Origin of the sequence: Micromonospora sp. DT46, assembly GCF_049841735.1 — a bacterium.
In the GTDB taxonomy this organism is placed as follows: Bacteria; Actinomycetota; Actinomycetes; order Mycobacteriales; family Micromonosporaceae; genus Micromonospora; species Micromonospora reichwaldensis.
The window spans coordinates 490,735-506,706 of sequence record NZ_JBNCKW010000001.1 but is presented as its reverse complement, the minus strand read 5'-3'; the positions used below and the strand labels follow the sequence as shown (position 1 = coordinate 506,706).

Here is a 15,972-nt window from a genome sequence, read left to right as displayed (position 1 = left end):
GGCCCGCTCGGACCGCTATCCTCCCTGGCCAGGGGGGACAACCGGCGCCGAGTCGTCGCGAGCAGACAGGAAATTTCGCCGTGACCGTACCTGCCCCCGATCCACGGGAGGTGCGTGAGGCGAGCCTGGACGAGCTGTCCCGGCTGGGCCTCCCGCTGCCGCCCGCCCAGTTCCCGCTCGTGTGGGAGCCCGGCGACCAGATCGAGCTCCGTCCCACCGTGGAGATCGAGGCCCGCATCGCGGTGCTGCACCTGATCCTGGCCCGCTGCTTCGGGATGCCGCCGCAGTCGGCGATGAGCTGGCTGCTCGCCTCGCACCTGGTCGAGATGGTCACGCCGCCGGAGTTCCAGTTCGTGACCGGAGGCAAGGGCGACCACCGGTCGTTCGTGCTGCACCACGACGCGCTCTTCGCGCTGGCCTGGGTGCTCGGCCTGACCAAGCAGCTCGACCCGACGCTGCCGGTCGACGAGCGGCTGGTGGAGCGGATGCCGCACATCCACGACGGGGAGACCTTCGGCCACTGGCGGGCCCGGATCCTCACCGCCCCGCAGCACCCCGCCGACGCGGCCGCCCTGCTGGACCTGCACTACTGCCTGGACTGGGCCTACCTGGAGACGGAACGGGCCGGCCGTACGCCGCCGGGGCTGGTGGACGCGAACGCCATCGGTCAGCGCCGGTGGGCCCTGGAGTGGGCGGTGATGCTGCGCGGGCCGTACCACGACGAGCCCCCCGGCTGGGAAGAGGTCGACCTCTCCACCTGACCCGGCGTTCAGCGCGGTGCGGGGCGCCAGACGGTCAGGCGTACCGCGACGGTCACCCGGACCGGCTCGGCGAGGGCGGCGACCCGGGCGGCGAGCCCGGCCGGGTCGGTGTGCCAGGCGCTGGGGCCCATCCCGACCAGCGTCGCGACCTCCGGGCCGGTCAGCGCCAGCTCCCGCCGGTGCAGGGTGGACGCCGCCGGGGTGAAGTGCCCGCCCAGGCTCTCGGCGACCCGGTCCGCCTTGGCCGGGTCCACCCGCAGCAGGCCGAGGGCGCCGACCAGCTCGGTGAGGTGGTCCTCGGCCGGCGTGACCACCAGCAGGGCGCCGGCCGGGTCGAGGACCCGGTGGAACTCCGCGCCGTTGCGCGGCGCGAAGACGTTCAGCAGCACGGCCGCGCCGGCGTCGGCCAGGGGGAGTCGCTGCCAGGTGTCGGCGAGCGCCGCCGCCGCGCGCGGGTGCGCCCGGGCGGCCCGGCGCAGCGCCGGCTTCGACACGTCCAGGGCGAGACCCGCCGCGTCCGGCAGCGCCGCCAGCACCGCCGCGAGGTGCCGGCCGGTCCCCGCCCCGGCGTCCACCACCAGGGGGTACGCCCCGTCGGCGCGCGCCTCGGCGACGTGCCGTACGGCCTGGGTCGCGGCGGCGGCGAGGGCGGCCGAGACGAGGTCGTAGTGGCCGGCGGCGAGGAAGTCGGCGCGGGCGGCCACCATCTCGGCGGTGTCCCCGGCGTGCGGGGCGCGGCCGGCGAGCAGGTTGACGTAGCCCTGGCGAGCCACGTCGAAGCTGTGCCGGCGCGGGCAGCGCAGCGCACGGGCGCCGCCGGTGGCGACCTCGGTCAGCGGCTCGGCGCAGACCGGGCAGCGGAGCCGGTCCACGATGCGGGGGTCCACCGGCTCATTCTCCGGGTCGGGTGAGGTGGTCGACCACCCGGTGGGTGAGCGCGTCCAGCGCGGCGACCTCGTCGGGGGTCAGCAGGTCGATGAGGTGTCGACGGACGGCCGCCACGTGACCGGGGGCGGCGGCCTCGATGGCGCGCCGGCCCTCGGCGGTGAGTACGACGACGGCGCCGCGCCCGTCCGAGGCGCACTCCTCGCGGGTGACGAGGCCGCGCTGCTGCATCCGGGTGAGGTGGTGGGAGAGCCGGCTGCGCGACCAGAGCATCCGGTCGGCCAGCTCGCTGAGCCGCAGCCGCTGGTCGGGTGTCTCCGAGAGGTCGGAGAGCACGTCGTAGTCGGGCTCGGAGAGCCCGGCGTCGCGCATCAGCTCGCGGGCCAGCTCCAGGTCGAGCAGGCGGCGCATCCGCCGGTAGCCCCGCCAGGCGTTCTGCTCGCGCTCGTCCAGCCAGCGTGGTTGTGCCATGCCGATCATCCTAGCTATCTGGTTGACATGTCATCAACCTGCCTCCTACGGTGAGTGACATGTCAACCAGATTGCCGGGCCGGCTGGCCCGACTCACCGCCGCCCTCGCCCCGCTGCGGGTGACGGCGTGACCGCCCGGCTGTGGGAGCTGTTCGGCGAGCGCGGCCGGGGCGTGCTGGTGACCCTGCGCCGCGACGGCCGGCCCCAGCTGTCCAACCTCGACTTCCTCGCCGAGCCCGGCCTGATCCGATGCTCCACCACCGACGGCCGGGCCAAGGTGCGCAACCTGCGCCGCGACCCGCGGGCCAGCCTGCACGTCACCACCGCCGACGGCGGGGCCTACGCGGTCGCGGAGGGCGTGGTCACGCTCACCCCGCCCGCGGCGGCGGCCGGTGACGCCACCGTCGAGGAGCTGGTCGAGGTCTACCGGCGCATCCGCGGCGAGCACCCCGACTGGGCGGACTACCGGGCGGCGATGGTCGCCGACGGCCGGCTGGTGCTCCGGCTCGCCGTCGAGCGGCTGTACGGCTGGCGTCCCTGACCGGATCCCGGCCGGTCCCGTCGGCCGCTTCCCGTGCGGCCGACTAGGGTCTGAGCATGGTCGCGACAATCCGTTACGAGGACATCGTCAAGGTCCCGAAGGCGCTGCTGCACGATCACCTCGACGGCGGCCTGCGGCCGGCGACGATCGTCGAACTGGCCGCCGAGGTGGGGCACGAACTGCCCACCACCGACCCCGAGGCGCTCGGCCGCTGGTTCGTCGAGGCGGCCGACTCCGGCTCCCTGGAGCGCTACCTCGAGACGTTCGCGCACACCGTCGCCGTCATGCAGACCGCGTCGGCGCTGCGTCGGGTGGCCCGGGAGTGCGCCCAGGACCTGGCCGCCGACGGGGTGGTCTACGCCGAGGTGCGGTTCGCCCCGGAGCAGCACCTGGAGCGGGACCTCACCCTGGACGAGGTGGTCGAGGCGGTGCTGGCCGGCTTCGTCGAGGGCACCGCGCTGGCCGCCGAGGAGGGCCGGCAGATCCGGGTCGGCACGCTGCTCACCGCGATGCGGCACGCCGCCCGGTCGCAGGAGATCGCCGAGCTGGCCGTCCGGCACCGGGACGCCGGGGTGGTCGGCTTCGACATCGCCGGTGCCGAGGCGGGCTTCCCGCCCACCCGGCACCTGGACGCCTTCGAGTACCTCCAGCGGGAGAACTTCCACTTCACCATCCACGCCGGCGAGGCGTTCGGCCTGCCGTCGATCTGGCAGGCGATCCAGTGGTGCGGGGCGGACCGGCTCGGCCACGGGGTGCGGATCGTGGACGACATCACGCCCGGCCCGGAGCCGGTGCTCGGCCGGCTGGCCGCGTACGTGCGGGACAAGCGGATCCCGCTGGAGCTGTGCCCGTCCTCGAACGTGCAGACCGGCGCCGCCCCCTCGATCGCCGAGCACCCGATCGGGCTGCTACGGGACCTGCGGTTCCGGGCGACGGTGAACACCGACAACCGGCTGATGAGCGGCACGTCGATGTCCCGGGAGATGGCCCTGCTGGTGGACGCCTTCGGCTACGGCTGGAAGGAGCTCCAGTGGTTCACCATCAACGCCATGAAGAGCGCCTTCATCCCGTTCGACGAGCGGCTGAAGATCATCGACGAGGTGATCAAGCCCGCGTACGGCAAGCTGCTGGGCTGACCACGGCGGGCCGCCGCGTTCCGGCGGTCCGGTCAGGTGCGGTGCGGGTGGCCGGCGAGCAGGCCGGCCACCGCGCGCAGCACCTCGCCCGCCCGGGCCGCCTCGGCACCCAGGCCGGTCTGCCGCCGCAGCACCGCCGGCTCGGCGCGCAGCAGCGCCAGGCCGCGGCGCACCAGCACCCCGGGCGCCTTGCGCTGCTCGGCGAGGTCGCGCGCCAGCCGGCGGACGAAGGTCGCCCCCCGGGGGCGCCGCAGGGCGTACGCCCCGGCCAGGACCCCTCTCCGGCGGCACTCCTCGACGATCTCGGCCGCGAAGATCCCTTCGGCCACGAAAAGTGGCGAACCGGCGACCTCGAATGGCCGGGTGGACACCCGACGGTCCGCACCGATCGCATAAACCGGCACATCGGCCTTGCCCTCCCTGGCCAGTCGGGCAATCGTCTCCACGGCCGCTGCGGCGTCCCAGGAGCGCGGGGACTCCCAATCCACCAGGCCGTTTCGTCGCGGCAACGTAGGGTCGTCACCGTCCTTGTAGAAGTCGTCCAGACAGAGCACCGGAAGACCGGTTCGCTGCGCTATGTACGACTTTCCGGACCCGGATGGACCGGCGAGCAGGACAACGCGATGGGGCTGCTTCATTACCTTCAGTGACTCCGGCCAGACGGATTGCTATCAAATTGCATCAACATCTCATCACACCGCTGGCTGCGGCCAACCTGGGCTTTCTCTTTCGCAGGTAGCGTGATGGAATCTCGGATGGTCCGGCCCGCAGGGTCGGCCGCTGGTCCTTGTCCAGGGGCAACGCGGATCCAGAAATCGCGAGGGCGGTGACGTGAGCAAACGGCCAAAGCCGGCGGGCTCCTTCCTGTCGCGTCTGCGCCGGCCGGCCGGTCGGTTCCGCGACATGCCGATCTGGTCCAAGCTCGGTCTCATCATGATCGTGCCGACCATCGCCACGGTGGTCGTGGGCACCAGCGGTCTGGTCGACCACCTGGAGACCCTCAACAACGCCAACCGGGCCGGCGACCTGGCCAACCTCGTCGGCTACTCGGGCGACCTGGTCGACACCCTCCAGGACGAGCGGACCAACGCGCTGCGCCTGCTGGGCGTCCCGCGCGGCCAGGACAACGCTCGCTACAAGCAGGCGTACGAGCGGGCCAACGCCGAGGTCGACGAGGCCAAGAAGTCGTACTCCCAGCAGCGGGCCGAGGTCGAGGACCTTCCGGCCAACCTCGACGGCCTGCTGGGCGAGATCGACCAGACCCTGACCGACCTGCCCGGCACCCGCAGCCAGGTCTTCAACGGCAAGCTCGGGCTCGTCCCGGCCATGCAGGCCTACGACGGCCTGATCGACGACCTGATCAGCATCCGCGACTCGGCCACCCAGCTCGCCGGCGACAACGAGCTCAGCGACAAGATGCGCGCGTCGACCGCCACCGCCCGGAACAAGGAGTTCCTCTCCCGCCGCCGCGACGTGGTGCACCGGGCATTCATCCAGCAGCGGCTCACCCCGAACCTGCGCAACGAGTACATCGCCACCAGCACCGGCTCCAGCCAGTGGCTGCAGAGCTTCCAGGTGGTGGCCAGCCAGCCCGAGCAGGAGTACTACGCCCAGGTGGTCGCCGGCCCCGACCTGCGCGAGGCGAACACCTACAACAGCTGGCTCAACGGCATCACCACCGCCGACAGCCTGACCGGCGCCCCGTTCGACGCCGACCAGTGGGACGCGGCGATGGTGGCCAACGCCAAGCTGATCCGCACGGTCGAGACGAAGATCGACCGCGAGGTCGTCGCGGGCGCCGAGAACCTCCGCTCCGACGTACAGCGCCAGGTGTTCCTGGAGACCGGCCTGCTGCTCAGCATGCTGCTCCTGGCGATCCTCTTCGCCTACCTGGTCGCCCGCTCGATGGCCCGCTCCCTGCGCGACCTGCGTCAGGGCGCCCTCTCCATCGCCCAGTACGGCCTGCCCCAGGCCGTGGCCCGGCTGCGCGACCCCAAGGTGACCGGTCAGCTCTCCCCGGTGCAGCTCGCCAACCAGATCGCAGAGCCGCTGCCGGTGCGCAGCAAGGACGAGTTCGGCCAGGTGACCGAGGCGTTCAACGCGGTCCACCTGGAGGCCGTCCGCACCGCCGCCGAGCAGGCCGCGCTGCGCGCGTCCGTCGCGACGATGTTCGTCAACCTGGCCCGCCGCTCGCAGATCCTGGTCGACCGCCTGATCGGTCACCTCGACCGGCTGGAGCGCGGCGAGGAGGACCCGGACCGGCTGGCCGAGCTGTTCCAGCTCGACCACCTGGCCACCCGGATGCGCCGTAACGACGAGAACCTCCTGGTGCTCGCCGGCGCCGACTCCACCCGCGTGCAGCGGCAGCCGGCCGCGCTGATCGACGTGCTCCGGGCGGCCCAGTCCGAGGTCGAGCACTACACCCGGATCGAGTTCGGGGTGATCGACCGGGACATCGAGGTCGCGGCGCACGCCGTCAACGACCTGGTCCACCTGGTCGCCGAGCTGTTCGACAACGCCACCGCCTTCTCGCCGCCGGACTCGCACGTCATGGTGGAGGCCCGGCGCGTCGGCGACCGCGCGTCGCTCTACGTGGAGGACCGGGGCATCGGGATCAGCCCCGACCAGCTCCACGACCTCAACGAGCGGCTCGCCACGCCGCCGCAGGTCGACGTGGCCGTCTCGCGGATGATGGGCCTGGTCGTGGTCGCCCGGCTGGCGTCCCGCCACGGCGTCAAGGTCGAGCTGCGTCCGGGTACCGACCGGGGGACCGTCGCCGAGGTGGTCATGCCGACCTCGGTGCTCGTGCCCCGGGCGCTCTCCGGCCGCCCGCAGTCGTCGCCCGCACTGCCGGCGCCCGGCCCGCAGTCGCACGGCCCGGCCCCCGCCTTCGGCGCGCTGCCGGCGCTCGGCAACGGCCCGGCCAACCCGATGCCCACGCAGCGCCCCGGCGAGTCCGGCAACCAGGTCACCCTGGGCGGCCGGCCGTTCGACCCGGCGCCGCGCAACGGGGCCGGCACCCCGGCCTCGGCCGGCTCGACGCGGTCCATGCCGGCCTGGTCGGACCTGACCGGCGCCAGCGGCTTCAACGGCGGCGAGGCCTACCGGCCGCGCACGTCGAACGGCGAGCCGATCGACCCGCTGCCGCAGCGCCGGTTGACCGACGACCAGGACACCACGGGCCAGCAGCAGGCCGTTCCCCGGCAGCTGCCCAGCAGCCCCGAGGCCCGGCCGTACTCCGTCCCGCCGGTCTCCGCGCCGCCCGTGCCCTACGCGGGCCCGCCGGTGTCGACCCCGCCGGTTCCCTACTCCGCGCCGCCGGTGTCCAGCCCGCCGGTCTCCGGCATGCCGGTCTCGGCGTCACCCGTCTCCGGCCACCCGTACTCGGGACCGCCGGTCTCGGCCGCGCCGTACTCCGGCCCGCCGTACTCGCCGCCGTCGACCGGCCCGCTGCCGCAGCGCCCGGCCCCCGGCATGCCGGGTCCGAGCACGCCGGCGCCGCCGGCCTGGCCGCCGGTCGCCGGTGCGGACCGGGACGTGGCGACCCCGCCGGTGCCCGAGCGGCTGGCCGCCGCGCTGGACATGACGACCGAACTGCCGCGGGTGCCGCGCTCCGGCGCGCCGACCCCGGCGGCCCAGGCTCCCGCGCCGGCGGAGCGGTCGGCACCGGCCGTCCCGCAGGCGCGACCGACCACGCCGCCAGCCCAGACCCCGCAGCGGTACGCGGACGAGACGATGGAGCTGCCGATCTTCCGGGAGCTCGAGTCGGCCTGGTTCCGTACCCGCCGCCCGGGGCCGGAGGAGGCGGCGCCGGCCGCCGAGAAGACGCCGACCAACGGTGCACCGACCCAGCAGTTCGCCAGGGTCGACGCCGGCGGTCGGGCCGTGCAGCCGACACCACCCGGGACGACAGGTAACGCACCGATGGCAGACACCCCGGCGGCCGGAGGAGCGCCGCGCGAGAACGGACCGACGACCAACGGGGGTGCCCGCCCCGGCGTCGCCGACAGCTTCGGTCACCGCCGGTCCTCGCAACAGACCGGGGGTTGGCAGACCGCGGCCGACGACGGGTGGCGCGCCGCCTCGGCGGCGACCGAAGTGCCCGTCGCGGCGACCACCTCGACCGGTCTCCCCAAGCGCACCCCGATGGCGCAGCTGGTGCCCGGCGCGGTGGAGAAGCCCACCACCTCGGTGCAGCGGCGTACGCCGGAGGCTGTCCGAGGCCTGCTTTCGGCCTACCATCGGGGCGTGCAGCGGGGGCGTACGAACCCGTCGGACAGCAACCCGACCAGCCCGGAGGCGACTCCGGGAGGGCAGCAATCCTCGCAGTCTGGCTCAGGCCCAATGGCCGGGAGCGGGCAGAAGGAGCAAGAACGATGACAACTACGCAGGATCTCGGTTGGCTGCTGGCCAACTTCGCCGACCGGGTACCCGGTGTCGCGCACGCGGTCGCCGTCTCCGCGGACGGACTGCTCCTCGCGTCGTCACGGGACCTCCCGCGGGACCGGGCCGATCAGCTTGCCGCGATCGCGTCCGGCCTGGTCAGCCTCACCCAGGGCGCGGCCCGCTGCTTCGAGGGAGGCGCGGTGCTGCAGACAGTGGTGGAGATGGACAATGGCTTCCTGTTCCTGATGTCCATCTCGGACGGATCGTCGTTCGCGGTGCTCGCCGCCCGCAGCAGCGACGTGGGACAGGTGGGCTACGAGATGGCCCTGCTGGTCGACCGGGTGGGCGACGCGTTGACCCCGCAGCCACGCGCGGCTGCGGGAATGCTGGGCTGACGACACGTTGACCCGTGAGGTCGGCGGGGTGACAACGACAACGACGACGACGGCTCCATCCGGAGCCGGTGCCGGGTGCGAGGGAGGTGAGCGGCGACATGGTCGATCGTGACGAGCCGACCGGAGCGTTGGTCCGTCCATACGCCGTTACCCGTGGTCGTACCCGCCCCCGCCTCGACATCGCGCTGGAGGCGCTCGTCGAGACGACGGTGCGCGGCCGCGCCGCTGCCAATGGCAACGGCGCTCAGGGCCGCGAGCACCAGTACATCGCTGCGCTGTGTGATGGACGTGTGCAGTCGCTCGCCGAGATCGCGGCGCGGCTGCAGCTCCCGCTCGGTGTGGCACGGGTGCTCATCGCCGACATGGCGACGGACGGCCTGGTCGCGGTCCACGAGCCGACCATTCTGGACGACTCGGACGACGCGGTGGGCACTGAACTGCTGGAGAGGGTGCTGAGTGGACTTCGCAGGCTCTGACATGTCGCACCGCCCGCCGACCCCGAGTGGGCGCGTGACGTCGGCGAAGATCGTTATCGCCGGTGGATTCGGCGTCGGCAAGACGACGCTGGTCGGCTCGGTCTCGGAGATCACGCCGCTGACGACCGAGGCCATCATGACCTCCGCCGGCGTGGGCGTCGACGACACCCGGCAGGTGCCGGGCAAGACGACGACCACGGTGGCGATGGACTTCGGCCGCATCTCGATCGACCGTGACCTGATCCTGTACCTGTTCGGTACGCCGGGGCAGACCCGGTTCTGGTTCATGTGGGACGAGTTGGTCCGCGGCGCGATCGGCGCGGTCGTGCTGGTGGACACCCGCCGGCTGGCCGACTGCTTCGCGGCGATCGACTTCTTCGAGCACCGGCGGCTGCCGTACCTGGTGGCCATCAACTGCTTCGACGGGATGCAGTACCACGACCCGCAGGACGTCCGGGACGCGCTCGCGATCCCCGGCGACGTGCCGGTGGTGGCCTGCGACGCCCGTAACCGGGAGTCGACGAAGCACGTGCTGATCTCGCTGGTCGAGTACGTGCTGACCATGCGGCGCTCGCGCGCCGTGGCGCCGGCCTGATCGCTGCGACGCGCCCGGTGACGGCCTCGGCCGCCACCGGGCGCTCGTCGCTGCCCGCACCAGGGTGGCGCAGGGTCAGGACACCCGCGTCCAGGCACCCGCGCTGACGGTGTAGACGCCCAGTGAGCCCTGGTCCATGCCGCCGTGCCGGATGGGGGTGAAGGAGTACATCCCCGCCATCCCCTCGGTGACCTGGTTCTGCAGGAACGCCCGGATCCGTCCACGGTCGACGCTGGTGGACAGCCGCGCCGCGTCGGCGATCAACTGCACCGCGTCGGACGCGTACGGGGCGAAGCCGCTGAACCCGCCGTGCAGCTGGACGTAGCGGTAGACGAACTCCTTGCGGTCCAGCGCCGACATGGTGGTGTTGGCGAGCATCGCCCCGCCCAGCGAGGTCGGGTGGACGGCGTACGCGCCCTCCAGGAGGGCCGCGTTCCCGCCCTCCAGGGTCTGCTCGGCGACCCCGCCCGCGTCGAGGAACACCGGCCCGTCGTAGCCGGTCCGGCGCAGCGCCCCGACCGCGGCGGCCGAGTCCGGTGCGGTCGCCCACACCACCACCCCGTCGGGGCGCGAGCCCGTCGCCGCGCGGGCCGCCCGGCGGAGGTCCGTGCCGGTGCGGGGCAGCCGGGTGGCGGTGCTCAGCGCCACCCCCGCCGTCCGCAGGGCGCCTGTCATGGCCCGTACGCCGGAGTCGCCGTGCAGGCCGTCCGCGGCCAGCAGCGCCACCCGGGAGAGCCGCTGCGAGACGATGAGCCGGGCGAGCCGTCGGGCCATGTCGCCGGCGTCCGGGGTCATCTTGAAGACGTACGTCCGCTGCGCCAGCGGCAGCACGATCCCGTCGCCGAAGGCGAGTGAGAGGAACGGCACCCGCTCCTTCTGCGCCACCCCGGCCAGGGCCATCGAGGTCTCGGCCATGGTGCCGCCGACCAGGGCGTGTACGCCGCCCTCGCGGGCCAGTGCGGTGGCCTGCCGGGCCGCCAGCGCGGGGTCGCCGGCATTGTCCCGCACCTCCAGCCGTACGGCGCGGCGGAGGTTGCCGATCGGCACGCCCTTGGCGTTGAGCGATTCGAGGGTGATCTCCAGCGCCCGCTGCTGGAGGACGCCGAGCGCGGCGCCGGGACCGGTCAGCTCCAGGCTGACCCCGACCAGCAGCTCCTGACCGCCCGGTGCGACGGCCGTGGCGCGACCACCCTCGCCCGCCTCGCCGCGCCCGCAGGCGCCGAGCAGGAGCGTGCCGGCCGTCGCGGCCAGCAGGCCCCGACGGGTGAACACGGAGGGGCCGTTCGCCGATGTCGCCATGAGTCGCCTTCCCACCCGGCGACCCCTGCCGCCGGCTGTTCCGCCGGTATGCTCCCGGCCGCCGCGACATGGCGTCAAATTATCCGGGTGTGGGCAGGAACACGCAGGTGGGAGGCGGTTTCCCGGCGGTCAGGAACGGTAGCCGGCGGAGCGGTACTCGTATTCCCGGTCGTCGTCGCGGTCGCCCGTGTCGCGGGTGAAGTCCCAGCCGCCAGCGGCCTCCCGGCCGGGTCGGCCGCCGACCGCGAACCCGCCGATCTCCTGTCCACGGCGCCAGCCGCGGAAGTAGCCGGTGGTGTTCTCGGCGAGGCTCGCCGCGTCGCGGACGATCCGCAGGGGTCGCTCGTCCCGCAGCGGTGAGCCGGGGACGAGGTTGGCCTGGGGGACCCGCTTCGGCAGCCCTGCCGAGGTCTCGGCACCGACCGCCGGGCGGGCGGCCTGCTCGGCCGCCTGCCAGCCGGTGTCGGCCGTGGTCGACCATTCCATGTCGGACTCGTCGTCGTGCCCCACGAACCAGGCGGACTTGGCCTGGGCGAAGATCAGCAGGTCGCCGTCGCCCTCGTCGGACACGGGCGGCGGGCGGCGCTCCATCGGGGGCGCCGGGCGGTAGTCGGCCGCCGGTCGCTCGTCGCGGAGTGCCGGCCGGTACTCGGCCGCCGGTCGCTCGTCACGGGGTGCCGTTCGCTCGTCGCGGGGTGCCGGTCGCTCGTCGCGGGGTGCCGGTCGCTCGTCGCGGAGGGCCGGTCGCTCGTCGCGGAGGGCAGGCCGCTCGTCCCGGAGGGCAGGCCGCTCGTCCCGGAGTGCCGGTCGGTAGTCGGCGGCCGGTCGCTCGTCACGGGGTGCCGGCCGGTACTCGGTCGGCGGTCGCTCCTCGCGGGGGGCGGGCCGGCCATTACGGGCGGCCTCCTCGCGGTCGACCAGCCGCAGCGGGGGCGTCTCGGGCTGGGCGTCGGCGGCCGGGCCCGTTCCGCCGCGCAGCGCGCGGTCCGCCAGCGGCGGCGGCTCGACCAGCCGCAGCACCGGAGGCTCCTGGGGCAGGTCGTCGGCCAGCCAGGGCGGGGTGACCCGGCGCTCCGCCCCCGGATCGGTCGGGGCGTCGACGCCGCGCCCGTCGCGGTCGCCGTAGGAGCCGACGACCGGGTTCTTGGCGGAACTGTCGGCCGGGTCCTCCGGGTTGTTGACCAGCGGCCAGTTCGCCCGGGACCCGGGGGGAGCGGACTCCGCCCGGTCGGCCGTGGGTTCCTGGCCGGGGCGTGGCGTGGGCACGGGAACGCTCAGGTCGGTGGCGCTGAAGCCACCCGTGGGCGTGGCCGGCTCGCCGTTGGTCTTCGGGCGGGGCGGGATCACGGTGCGCTGGCGCTCCGCGCGGGCGCTCTGGATCGCCGCCGTGGTCAGGGTGGGGCGGAACGGCTCTCCCGCCTCGGCCGGCGGCACCGTGCCCCGCTGCGCCGGAGCGATGGGGGTGATGCCCGGCGGCGGAGGTGGCGGCGCGGACACCGGGCGGTTGGTCGGGCCGTCGATTCGGCTCGGCAGCGACCCGGGGCGTGTGGGGGGCGCGGAGACCGGGGGACCGGCGACCGCTGCCGGCGTCACCGGCGTCGGCGCGACCGGCGGCGGGCTGACGGGGGCCGGTGCGACCGGCGGCGGGCCGAGCGGCCGGGGGGCCGGGGGCGGCGTCGGGCCGGAGGCGGGCTCGGGCCGGCTGCGGCGGCCACCGCCCGGGGCGGGCTCGGGCTCGGCGGGCCGGAGGGCACGCAGGCCGTTGCCGGCGGGGGTGAGGCCGGGCAGAGCGCCGCCGGTGGGGGCGAGGCCGGGTGCGTCGCCGAGCGGTTCGCCGTGCCGGATCGCGGCGCGGCGGCCGGGGGCCGGGGTGGCGGGCGTGCCGACCCGGTCGTTGAGCGCGCCCACCAGCGCCTGGCAGCCGGCGTCGCAGGCCCGGACGGAGGCGACCGCCTGCCGCACGGTCTCCGCCACGGCGGAGGTGAGGGCGCGGTTGACGGTGGCGCGTCGGGGCGTCTCGCTGATGGCCACCCGCAGGGCGGTCACCGCTGAGGTGAGCTCGTCGGCGTCGGCGACCCCGTCGGCGGCGAGCCGCGCCGTGACCGCCTCGGCGGGGGCCGGGGCGTCGTCGCCGTGGCCCACGGTGCCGCTCAGCATGCCGGGCTCGGGCAGGGCGTCCAGCACGGCCAGCGAGACCGGCTCGGCCGGGTCCGGGTACGCCCGCAACGCGGCCGGGTAGAGCTCGCGGAGCACCTCCCGCAGCGCGACGGCGGCGGAGTGCCGGCCGCTGGCCAGGGCGGCGTGCGCGGCGAGGACCTGCTTGTAGCCGGCGAGGTCCCGGGGGGCCGGGAGGGTGACGGCGGAGAGGGCGCCGGCCTGCAGGGCGCGGGCCAGGCCGACGGCGCGCCGCTCGGCCGGGGGCGACTGCATCTCCTCCAGGGAGTCGTCGTCAGCGAAGCGCTCGGCGAAGTCGTCGACGGAGTCGTCGTCGGCGATCGCCAGTGGACGCCCGGCGGCGCTGAGCAGCGAGGTGACCGTGTGGTCGTCGCTGTCGGCGGCGATGGCCGCACCGCTCGGCCCGCCCGACCGCTCCACGAGCAGCGCGACCAGCTGGGCGTAGCCAGCGGGGTCGTCACCGATCTCGCAGACATGCAGCAGACGGCCTGCGTCGTCGACCACAGCGGACGTCAGCGTCGAACCGGCCGAGACCGGTCGGTCGGCCGGATCCGCCGAGGCCAGACCGCAGTACACGCGCACGAGCGCCACGGCGTCGTCCTCCTCCCGGGACACAAGGCTTTCACTGCCAGAGACTGATGCTCCCCGTAAAGGGTCAGTCGCGCCAGTCCACCGTCGCAGAGATCTTCCCGACAATGGTGCGCCAACCCAGACTTGCGGTTTGTGCCCCGATTTTCCTCAGCCGGCGCCGACCGAAGAACCCGCCCACACCGCCGTCGACCGAGGCGCGCAGCGCCTCGTCCAGGTCGTCGAGGCTGGAGCCGGCGGAGAGCATGTCCAGCACCGCGGGCAGCCGCAGCGCGTACGCCAGGTCGCGGGCCACCTCACCGGCCTCGATGAGCAGCGTCCAGTCCCAGGTGTCGTGCCCGCCGCGGAGGTTCTCCACCACCAGGTCGAGCTCGTAGACGTCCTCGTCGAGCGGCGCGATGTCGGCCGGCTCCACCCGTTCGGACAGTTCATTCCAGCTGTCCAGTTGAGACAGGTCGTTCGGCGCCCCGGAGCGGATGAAGCTGACCAGCGACTCGGGCGTCTTGAAGAGCAGCAGCTTCCCACGGTGGGTGAGGAAGACCGGCACCTCCTCGTCGCCCGCCTCGTCCTCGTCGTCCTCGGCGGCGGTCTCGGCGTCCTCGTCGTCGGTCGCGTCGCGGCGGCGGCCCTTGGCCTCCTCGTCGTCGCTCTCGGCGAACTCCTGGGCGACCTCCTCGTCGAGGATGACGACGGCCTCGTCGTCGTCCTCCTCGTCCTCCTCCGTGACCTGGCGGCGGGCCAGGAACGGGTCGTCCTGGTCGCGCTCGGTGACGTCGGTCGGGGTCAGCTCCCGCGCCGGCCGGTAGGCCCGCAGGGTGTAGCCCGTGCCGGCGGGCAGCGCGATCTCCACCGGGTCGATCCGCAGCTCGTCCCAGAGGGCGCGGGCGGCCTCGGCCGAGACGGTTGCGGTGCCGGACTCGGCCGGGGCGTCGGCGTCGTCGAGCTCGGGCTCGTCGGCGTCGGGCCGTTGGGGCGACTGGCGGGCCACGCTGACCTCCGTGTGCTTCGGGTTGCCCGCCGGCGTCCGCCGCCGGCGAGTGACTCTGGGCACATACCCTAGTGGGCGTCTCCGGGAGACCGGTGCCCGCACCCCGGTGGCGGAGCGGGCGGCCGACAAGTAGCGTTGCTACGCATGAAGGCCCAGGCGCTGCACGGACACCTCGACGCGCTGCTGCTCGCGGTGCTCGAGCAGGGCCCGCTGCACGGCTACGCGATCATCGAGGCGCTGCGCAACCGCAGCGACGGGCAGCTCGACCTGCCGACCGGCACCATCTATCCCGCGCTGCGCCGGCTGGAGCGGGCCGGCCACGTGGCCAGCACCTGGAGCACCGTCAACGGGCGGGAACGGCGGACGTACCAACTCACCGACGAGGGCCGGCGGGCGCTGGCCGGCGAGCGGTCCGGGTGGCGCGAGTTCCGCTCCACCGTCGGCCGGTTCCTCGACACCGACACCCCGCCGGCGGCGCCGGCCTGACGGGCACCGGCCAGCGCGACAGGCCGGTGTCCCTCGTCCGTCCTCCGTCGTGCGGGACGGGCGGCAGCCCTCGACCCGGGCGAGGCGCCCGATCCGTGGCCGGATCAGCGGGCCGCGAGCAGCCAGGTGCGGGCGGCCCGGCCGAGCCAGAGGTAGCCGGCGGCGGCCACCGCCGCGCCGATGATCATGGGCGGCCAGGTGAGCGCGTCGTCCCAGAGGCCGATCGACCACGCGAAGAGTGCCGAGCCGGTCAGTACGCCGAGGGCGAGGACCCCGACGAGGGCCGCCCCCACCGCCCGGTCGGCGCCGCCGCGCAGCGCCGCCCGGCCGGCCCGCAGCAGCCCTGTCGCGGCCAGCGCGAACGCCGCCGCCCAGATCCAGCCCACCGACGCCGACAGCAGCTGGTAGGCGGCCGGCGGCGGGGAGCCGCCCCAGCTCGACCCCTGCCAGGTGAGGTCGCCGGCGACGAACGCGACAGTGGCGAGCGCGATGACCCGCAGCGACAGCCCGCGCAGCGCGCCCGCCGCCAGCTCCGCCTGGTAGGCCGGGGCGAGTTGCGCCGGCGAGCCGAAATCGGCCACCGCCCGGTGCTGCGCCTCCGTCGCCGGCAGCCCGTCCGCCCGGTACGCGTCGACGGCGTCCAGCAGCCCGTGCCGTGCCTCGGTCAGCAGGTCGGACTTGAGCCGGCGCGGCCCCCGCAGGTGCGCGCCCAGCTCCCGCAGCCGTTCCTCCACCGTCGTCGCGTCGTCCTCGCCCCGCATGGCCCCACCCTGTCACGGGTCGCCGCCGG

General features: G+C 74.4%; 15 protein-coding genes. 8 read left to right on the top strand and 7 right to left on the bottom strand.

Annotation, left to right across the window (positions count from 1 at the left end):
- Positions 1-80: 80 nt before the first annotated feature.
- A complete protein-coding gene (locus ACLQ20_RS02280; RefSeq protein WP_132231450.1) occupies positions 81-761 on the top strand; it encodes a DUF4272 domain-containing protein in 681 nt (226 codons plus the stop codon).
- A gap of 8 nt (positions 762-769) precedes the next feature.
- On the opposite strand, the gene ACLQ20_RS02275 is transcribed toward ACLQ20_RS02280, so the two are convergent.
- Both ACLQ20_RS02275 and ACLQ20_RS02270 read right to left on the bottom strand, forming a co-directional pair.
- Positions 770-1,648: a putative RNA methyltransferase gene (locus ACLQ20_RS02275; protein ID WP_425853982.1), complete on the bottom strand. Its 879-nt coding sequence runs from the start codon at positions 1,646-1,648 to the stop codon at positions 770-772.
- A gap of 4 nt (positions 1,649-1,652) precedes the next feature.
- Entirely contained in the window at positions 1,653-2,117 is a 465-nt protein-coding gene (locus tag ACLQ20_RS02270) for a MarR family winged helix-turn-helix transcriptional regulator (protein WP_151454472.1), read from the bottom strand.
- A gap of 127 nt (positions 2,118-2,244) precedes the next feature.
- Here ACLQ20_RS02270 and ACLQ20_RS02265 point away from each other — a divergent pair, with 127 nt between their 5' ends.
- Together ACLQ20_RS02265 and ACLQ20_RS02260 are read left to right on the top strand one after the other, a co-directional pair.
- Positions 2,245-2,658, top strand: coding sequence for a PPOX class F420-dependent oxidoreductase (locus ACLQ20_RS02265; protein WP_327030454.1), 414 nt, complete (start codon positions 2,245-2,247; stop codon positions 2,656-2,658).
- 56 nt (positions 2,659-2,714) lie between these two features.
- Entirely contained in the window at positions 2,715-3,794 is a 1,080-nt protein-coding gene (locus ACLQ20_RS02260; protein ID WP_132231438.1) for an adenosine deaminase, read from the top strand.
- 32 nt (positions 3,795-3,826) lie between these two features.
- Here ACLQ20_RS02260 and ACLQ20_RS02255 read toward each other — a convergent pair whose 3' ends face one another.
- Positions 3,827-4,165: a hypothetical protein gene (locus tag ACLQ20_RS02255; RefSeq protein WP_311413734.1), complete on the bottom strand. Its 339-nt coding sequence runs from the start codon at positions 4,163-4,165 to the stop codon at positions 3,827-3,829.
- 460 nt (positions 4,166-4,625) lie between these two features.
- Between ACLQ20_RS02255 and ACLQ20_RS02250 the strand changes: the two genes are divergently transcribed.
- From ACLQ20_RS02250 to ACLQ20_RS02235, 4 genes are all read left to right on the top strand, one after another.
- Entirely contained in the window at positions 4,626-8,174 is a 3,549-nt protein-coding gene (locus ACLQ20_RS02250) for a nitrate- and nitrite sensing domain-containing protein (RefSeq protein WP_425853981.1), read from the top strand.
- Positions 8,171-8,575: a roadblock/LC7 domain-containing protein gene (locus ACLQ20_RS02245; protein ID WP_007455462.1), complete on the top strand. Its 405-nt coding sequence runs from the start codon at positions 8,171-8,173 to the stop codon at positions 8,573-8,575. The genes ACLQ20_RS02250 and ACLQ20_RS02245 overlap by 4 nt, the downstream gene beginning before the upstream one ends.
- Before the next feature lie 98 nt (positions 8,576-8,673).
- Positions 8,674-9,051 carry a DUF742 domain-containing protein gene (locus tag ACLQ20_RS02240; RefSeq protein ID WP_151454479.1) on the top strand — a complete coding sequence of 126 codons (378 nt, stop codon included), beginning with the start codon at positions 8,674-8,676 and terminating at the stop codon, positions 9,049-9,051.
- A gap of 1 nt (position 9,052) precedes the next feature.
- Positions 9,053-9,646, top strand: coding sequence for a GTP-binding protein (locus tag ACLQ20_RS02235; RefSeq protein WP_132231432.1), 594 nt, complete (start codon positions 9,053-9,055; stop codon positions 9,644-9,646).
- Positions 9,647-9,721: 75 nt separating this feature from the next.
- Here the strand turns inward: ACLQ20_RS02235 and ACLQ20_RS02230 are convergent, their stop codons facing one another.
- The 3 genes from ACLQ20_RS02230 to ACLQ20_RS02220 form a co-directional block, all read right to left on the bottom strand.
- Positions 9,722-10,945 (bottom strand): ABC transporter substrate-binding protein, encoded by a 1,224-nt coding sequence (locus ACLQ20_RS02230; protein ID WP_425853980.1) that lies wholly within the window; start codon positions 10,943-10,945, stop codon positions 9,722-9,724.
- A 129-nt stretch (positions 10,946-11,074) separates the two neighbouring features.
- Positions 11,075-13,735 (bottom strand): transposase, encoded by a 2,661-nt coding sequence (locus ACLQ20_RS02225; protein WP_425853979.1) that lies wholly within the window; start codon positions 13,733-13,735, stop codon positions 11,075-11,077.
- Between the two features lie 40 nt (positions 13,736-13,775).
- Entirely contained in the window at positions 13,776-14,759 is a 984-nt protein-coding gene (locus tag ACLQ20_RS02220; RefSeq protein ID WP_370519015.1) for a DNA primase, read from the bottom strand.
- A gap of 81 nt (positions 14,760-14,840) precedes the next feature.
- Here ACLQ20_RS02220 and ACLQ20_RS02215 point away from each other — a divergent pair, with 81 nt between their 5' ends.
- A complete protein-coding gene (locus ACLQ20_RS02215) occupies positions 14,841-15,182 on the top strand; it encodes a PadR family transcriptional regulator (RefSeq protein WP_151457501.1) in 342 nt (113 codons plus the stop codon).
- Positions 15,183-15,286: 104 nt separating this feature from the next.
- On the opposite strand, the gene ACLQ20_RS02210 is transcribed toward ACLQ20_RS02215, so the two are convergent.
- Complete coding sequence (locus ACLQ20_RS02210) at positions 15,287-15,943, bottom strand: permease prefix domain 1-containing protein (protein WP_425853978.1); 657 nt, start codon at positions 15,941-15,943, stop codon at positions 15,287-15,289.
- Positions 15,944-15,972 lie beyond the last annotated feature (29 nt).

Bases quoted from the DNA above. Each gene is read 5' to 3' on its own strand.
- ACLQ20_RS02260 (WP_132231438.1), top strand. From the start codon at position 2,715: ATGGTCGCGACAATCCGTTACGAGGACATCGTCAAGGTCCCGAAGGCG.
- ACLQ20_RS02230 (WP_425853980.1), bottom strand. From the start codon at position 10,945: ATGGCGACATCGGCGAACGGCCCCTCCGTGTTCACCCGTCGGGGCCTG.
- ACLQ20_RS02270 (WP_151454472.1), bottom strand. From the start codon at position 2,117: ATGGCACAACCACGCTGGCTGGACGAGCGCGAGCAGAACGCCTGGCGG.
- ACLQ20_RS02215 (WP_151457501.1), top strand. From the start codon at position 14,841: ATGAAGGCCCAGGCGCTGCACGGACACCTCGACGCGCTGCTGCTCGCG.
- ACLQ20_RS02210 (WP_425853978.1), bottom strand. From the start codon at position 15,943: ATGCGGGGCGAGGACGACGCGACGACGGTGGAGGAACGGCTGCGGGAG.
- ACLQ20_RS02245 (WP_007455462.1), top strand. From the start codon at position 8,171: ATGACAACTACGCAGGATCTCGGTTGGCTGCTGGCCAACTTCGCCGAC.
- ACLQ20_RS02235 (WP_132231432.1), top strand. From the start codon at position 9,053: ATGTCGCACCGCCCGCCGACCCCGAGTGGGCGCGTGACGTCGGCGAAG.
- ACLQ20_RS02240 (WP_151454479.1), top strand. From the start codon at position 8,674: ATGGTCGATCGTGACGAGCCGACCGGAGCGTTGGTCCGTCCATACGCC.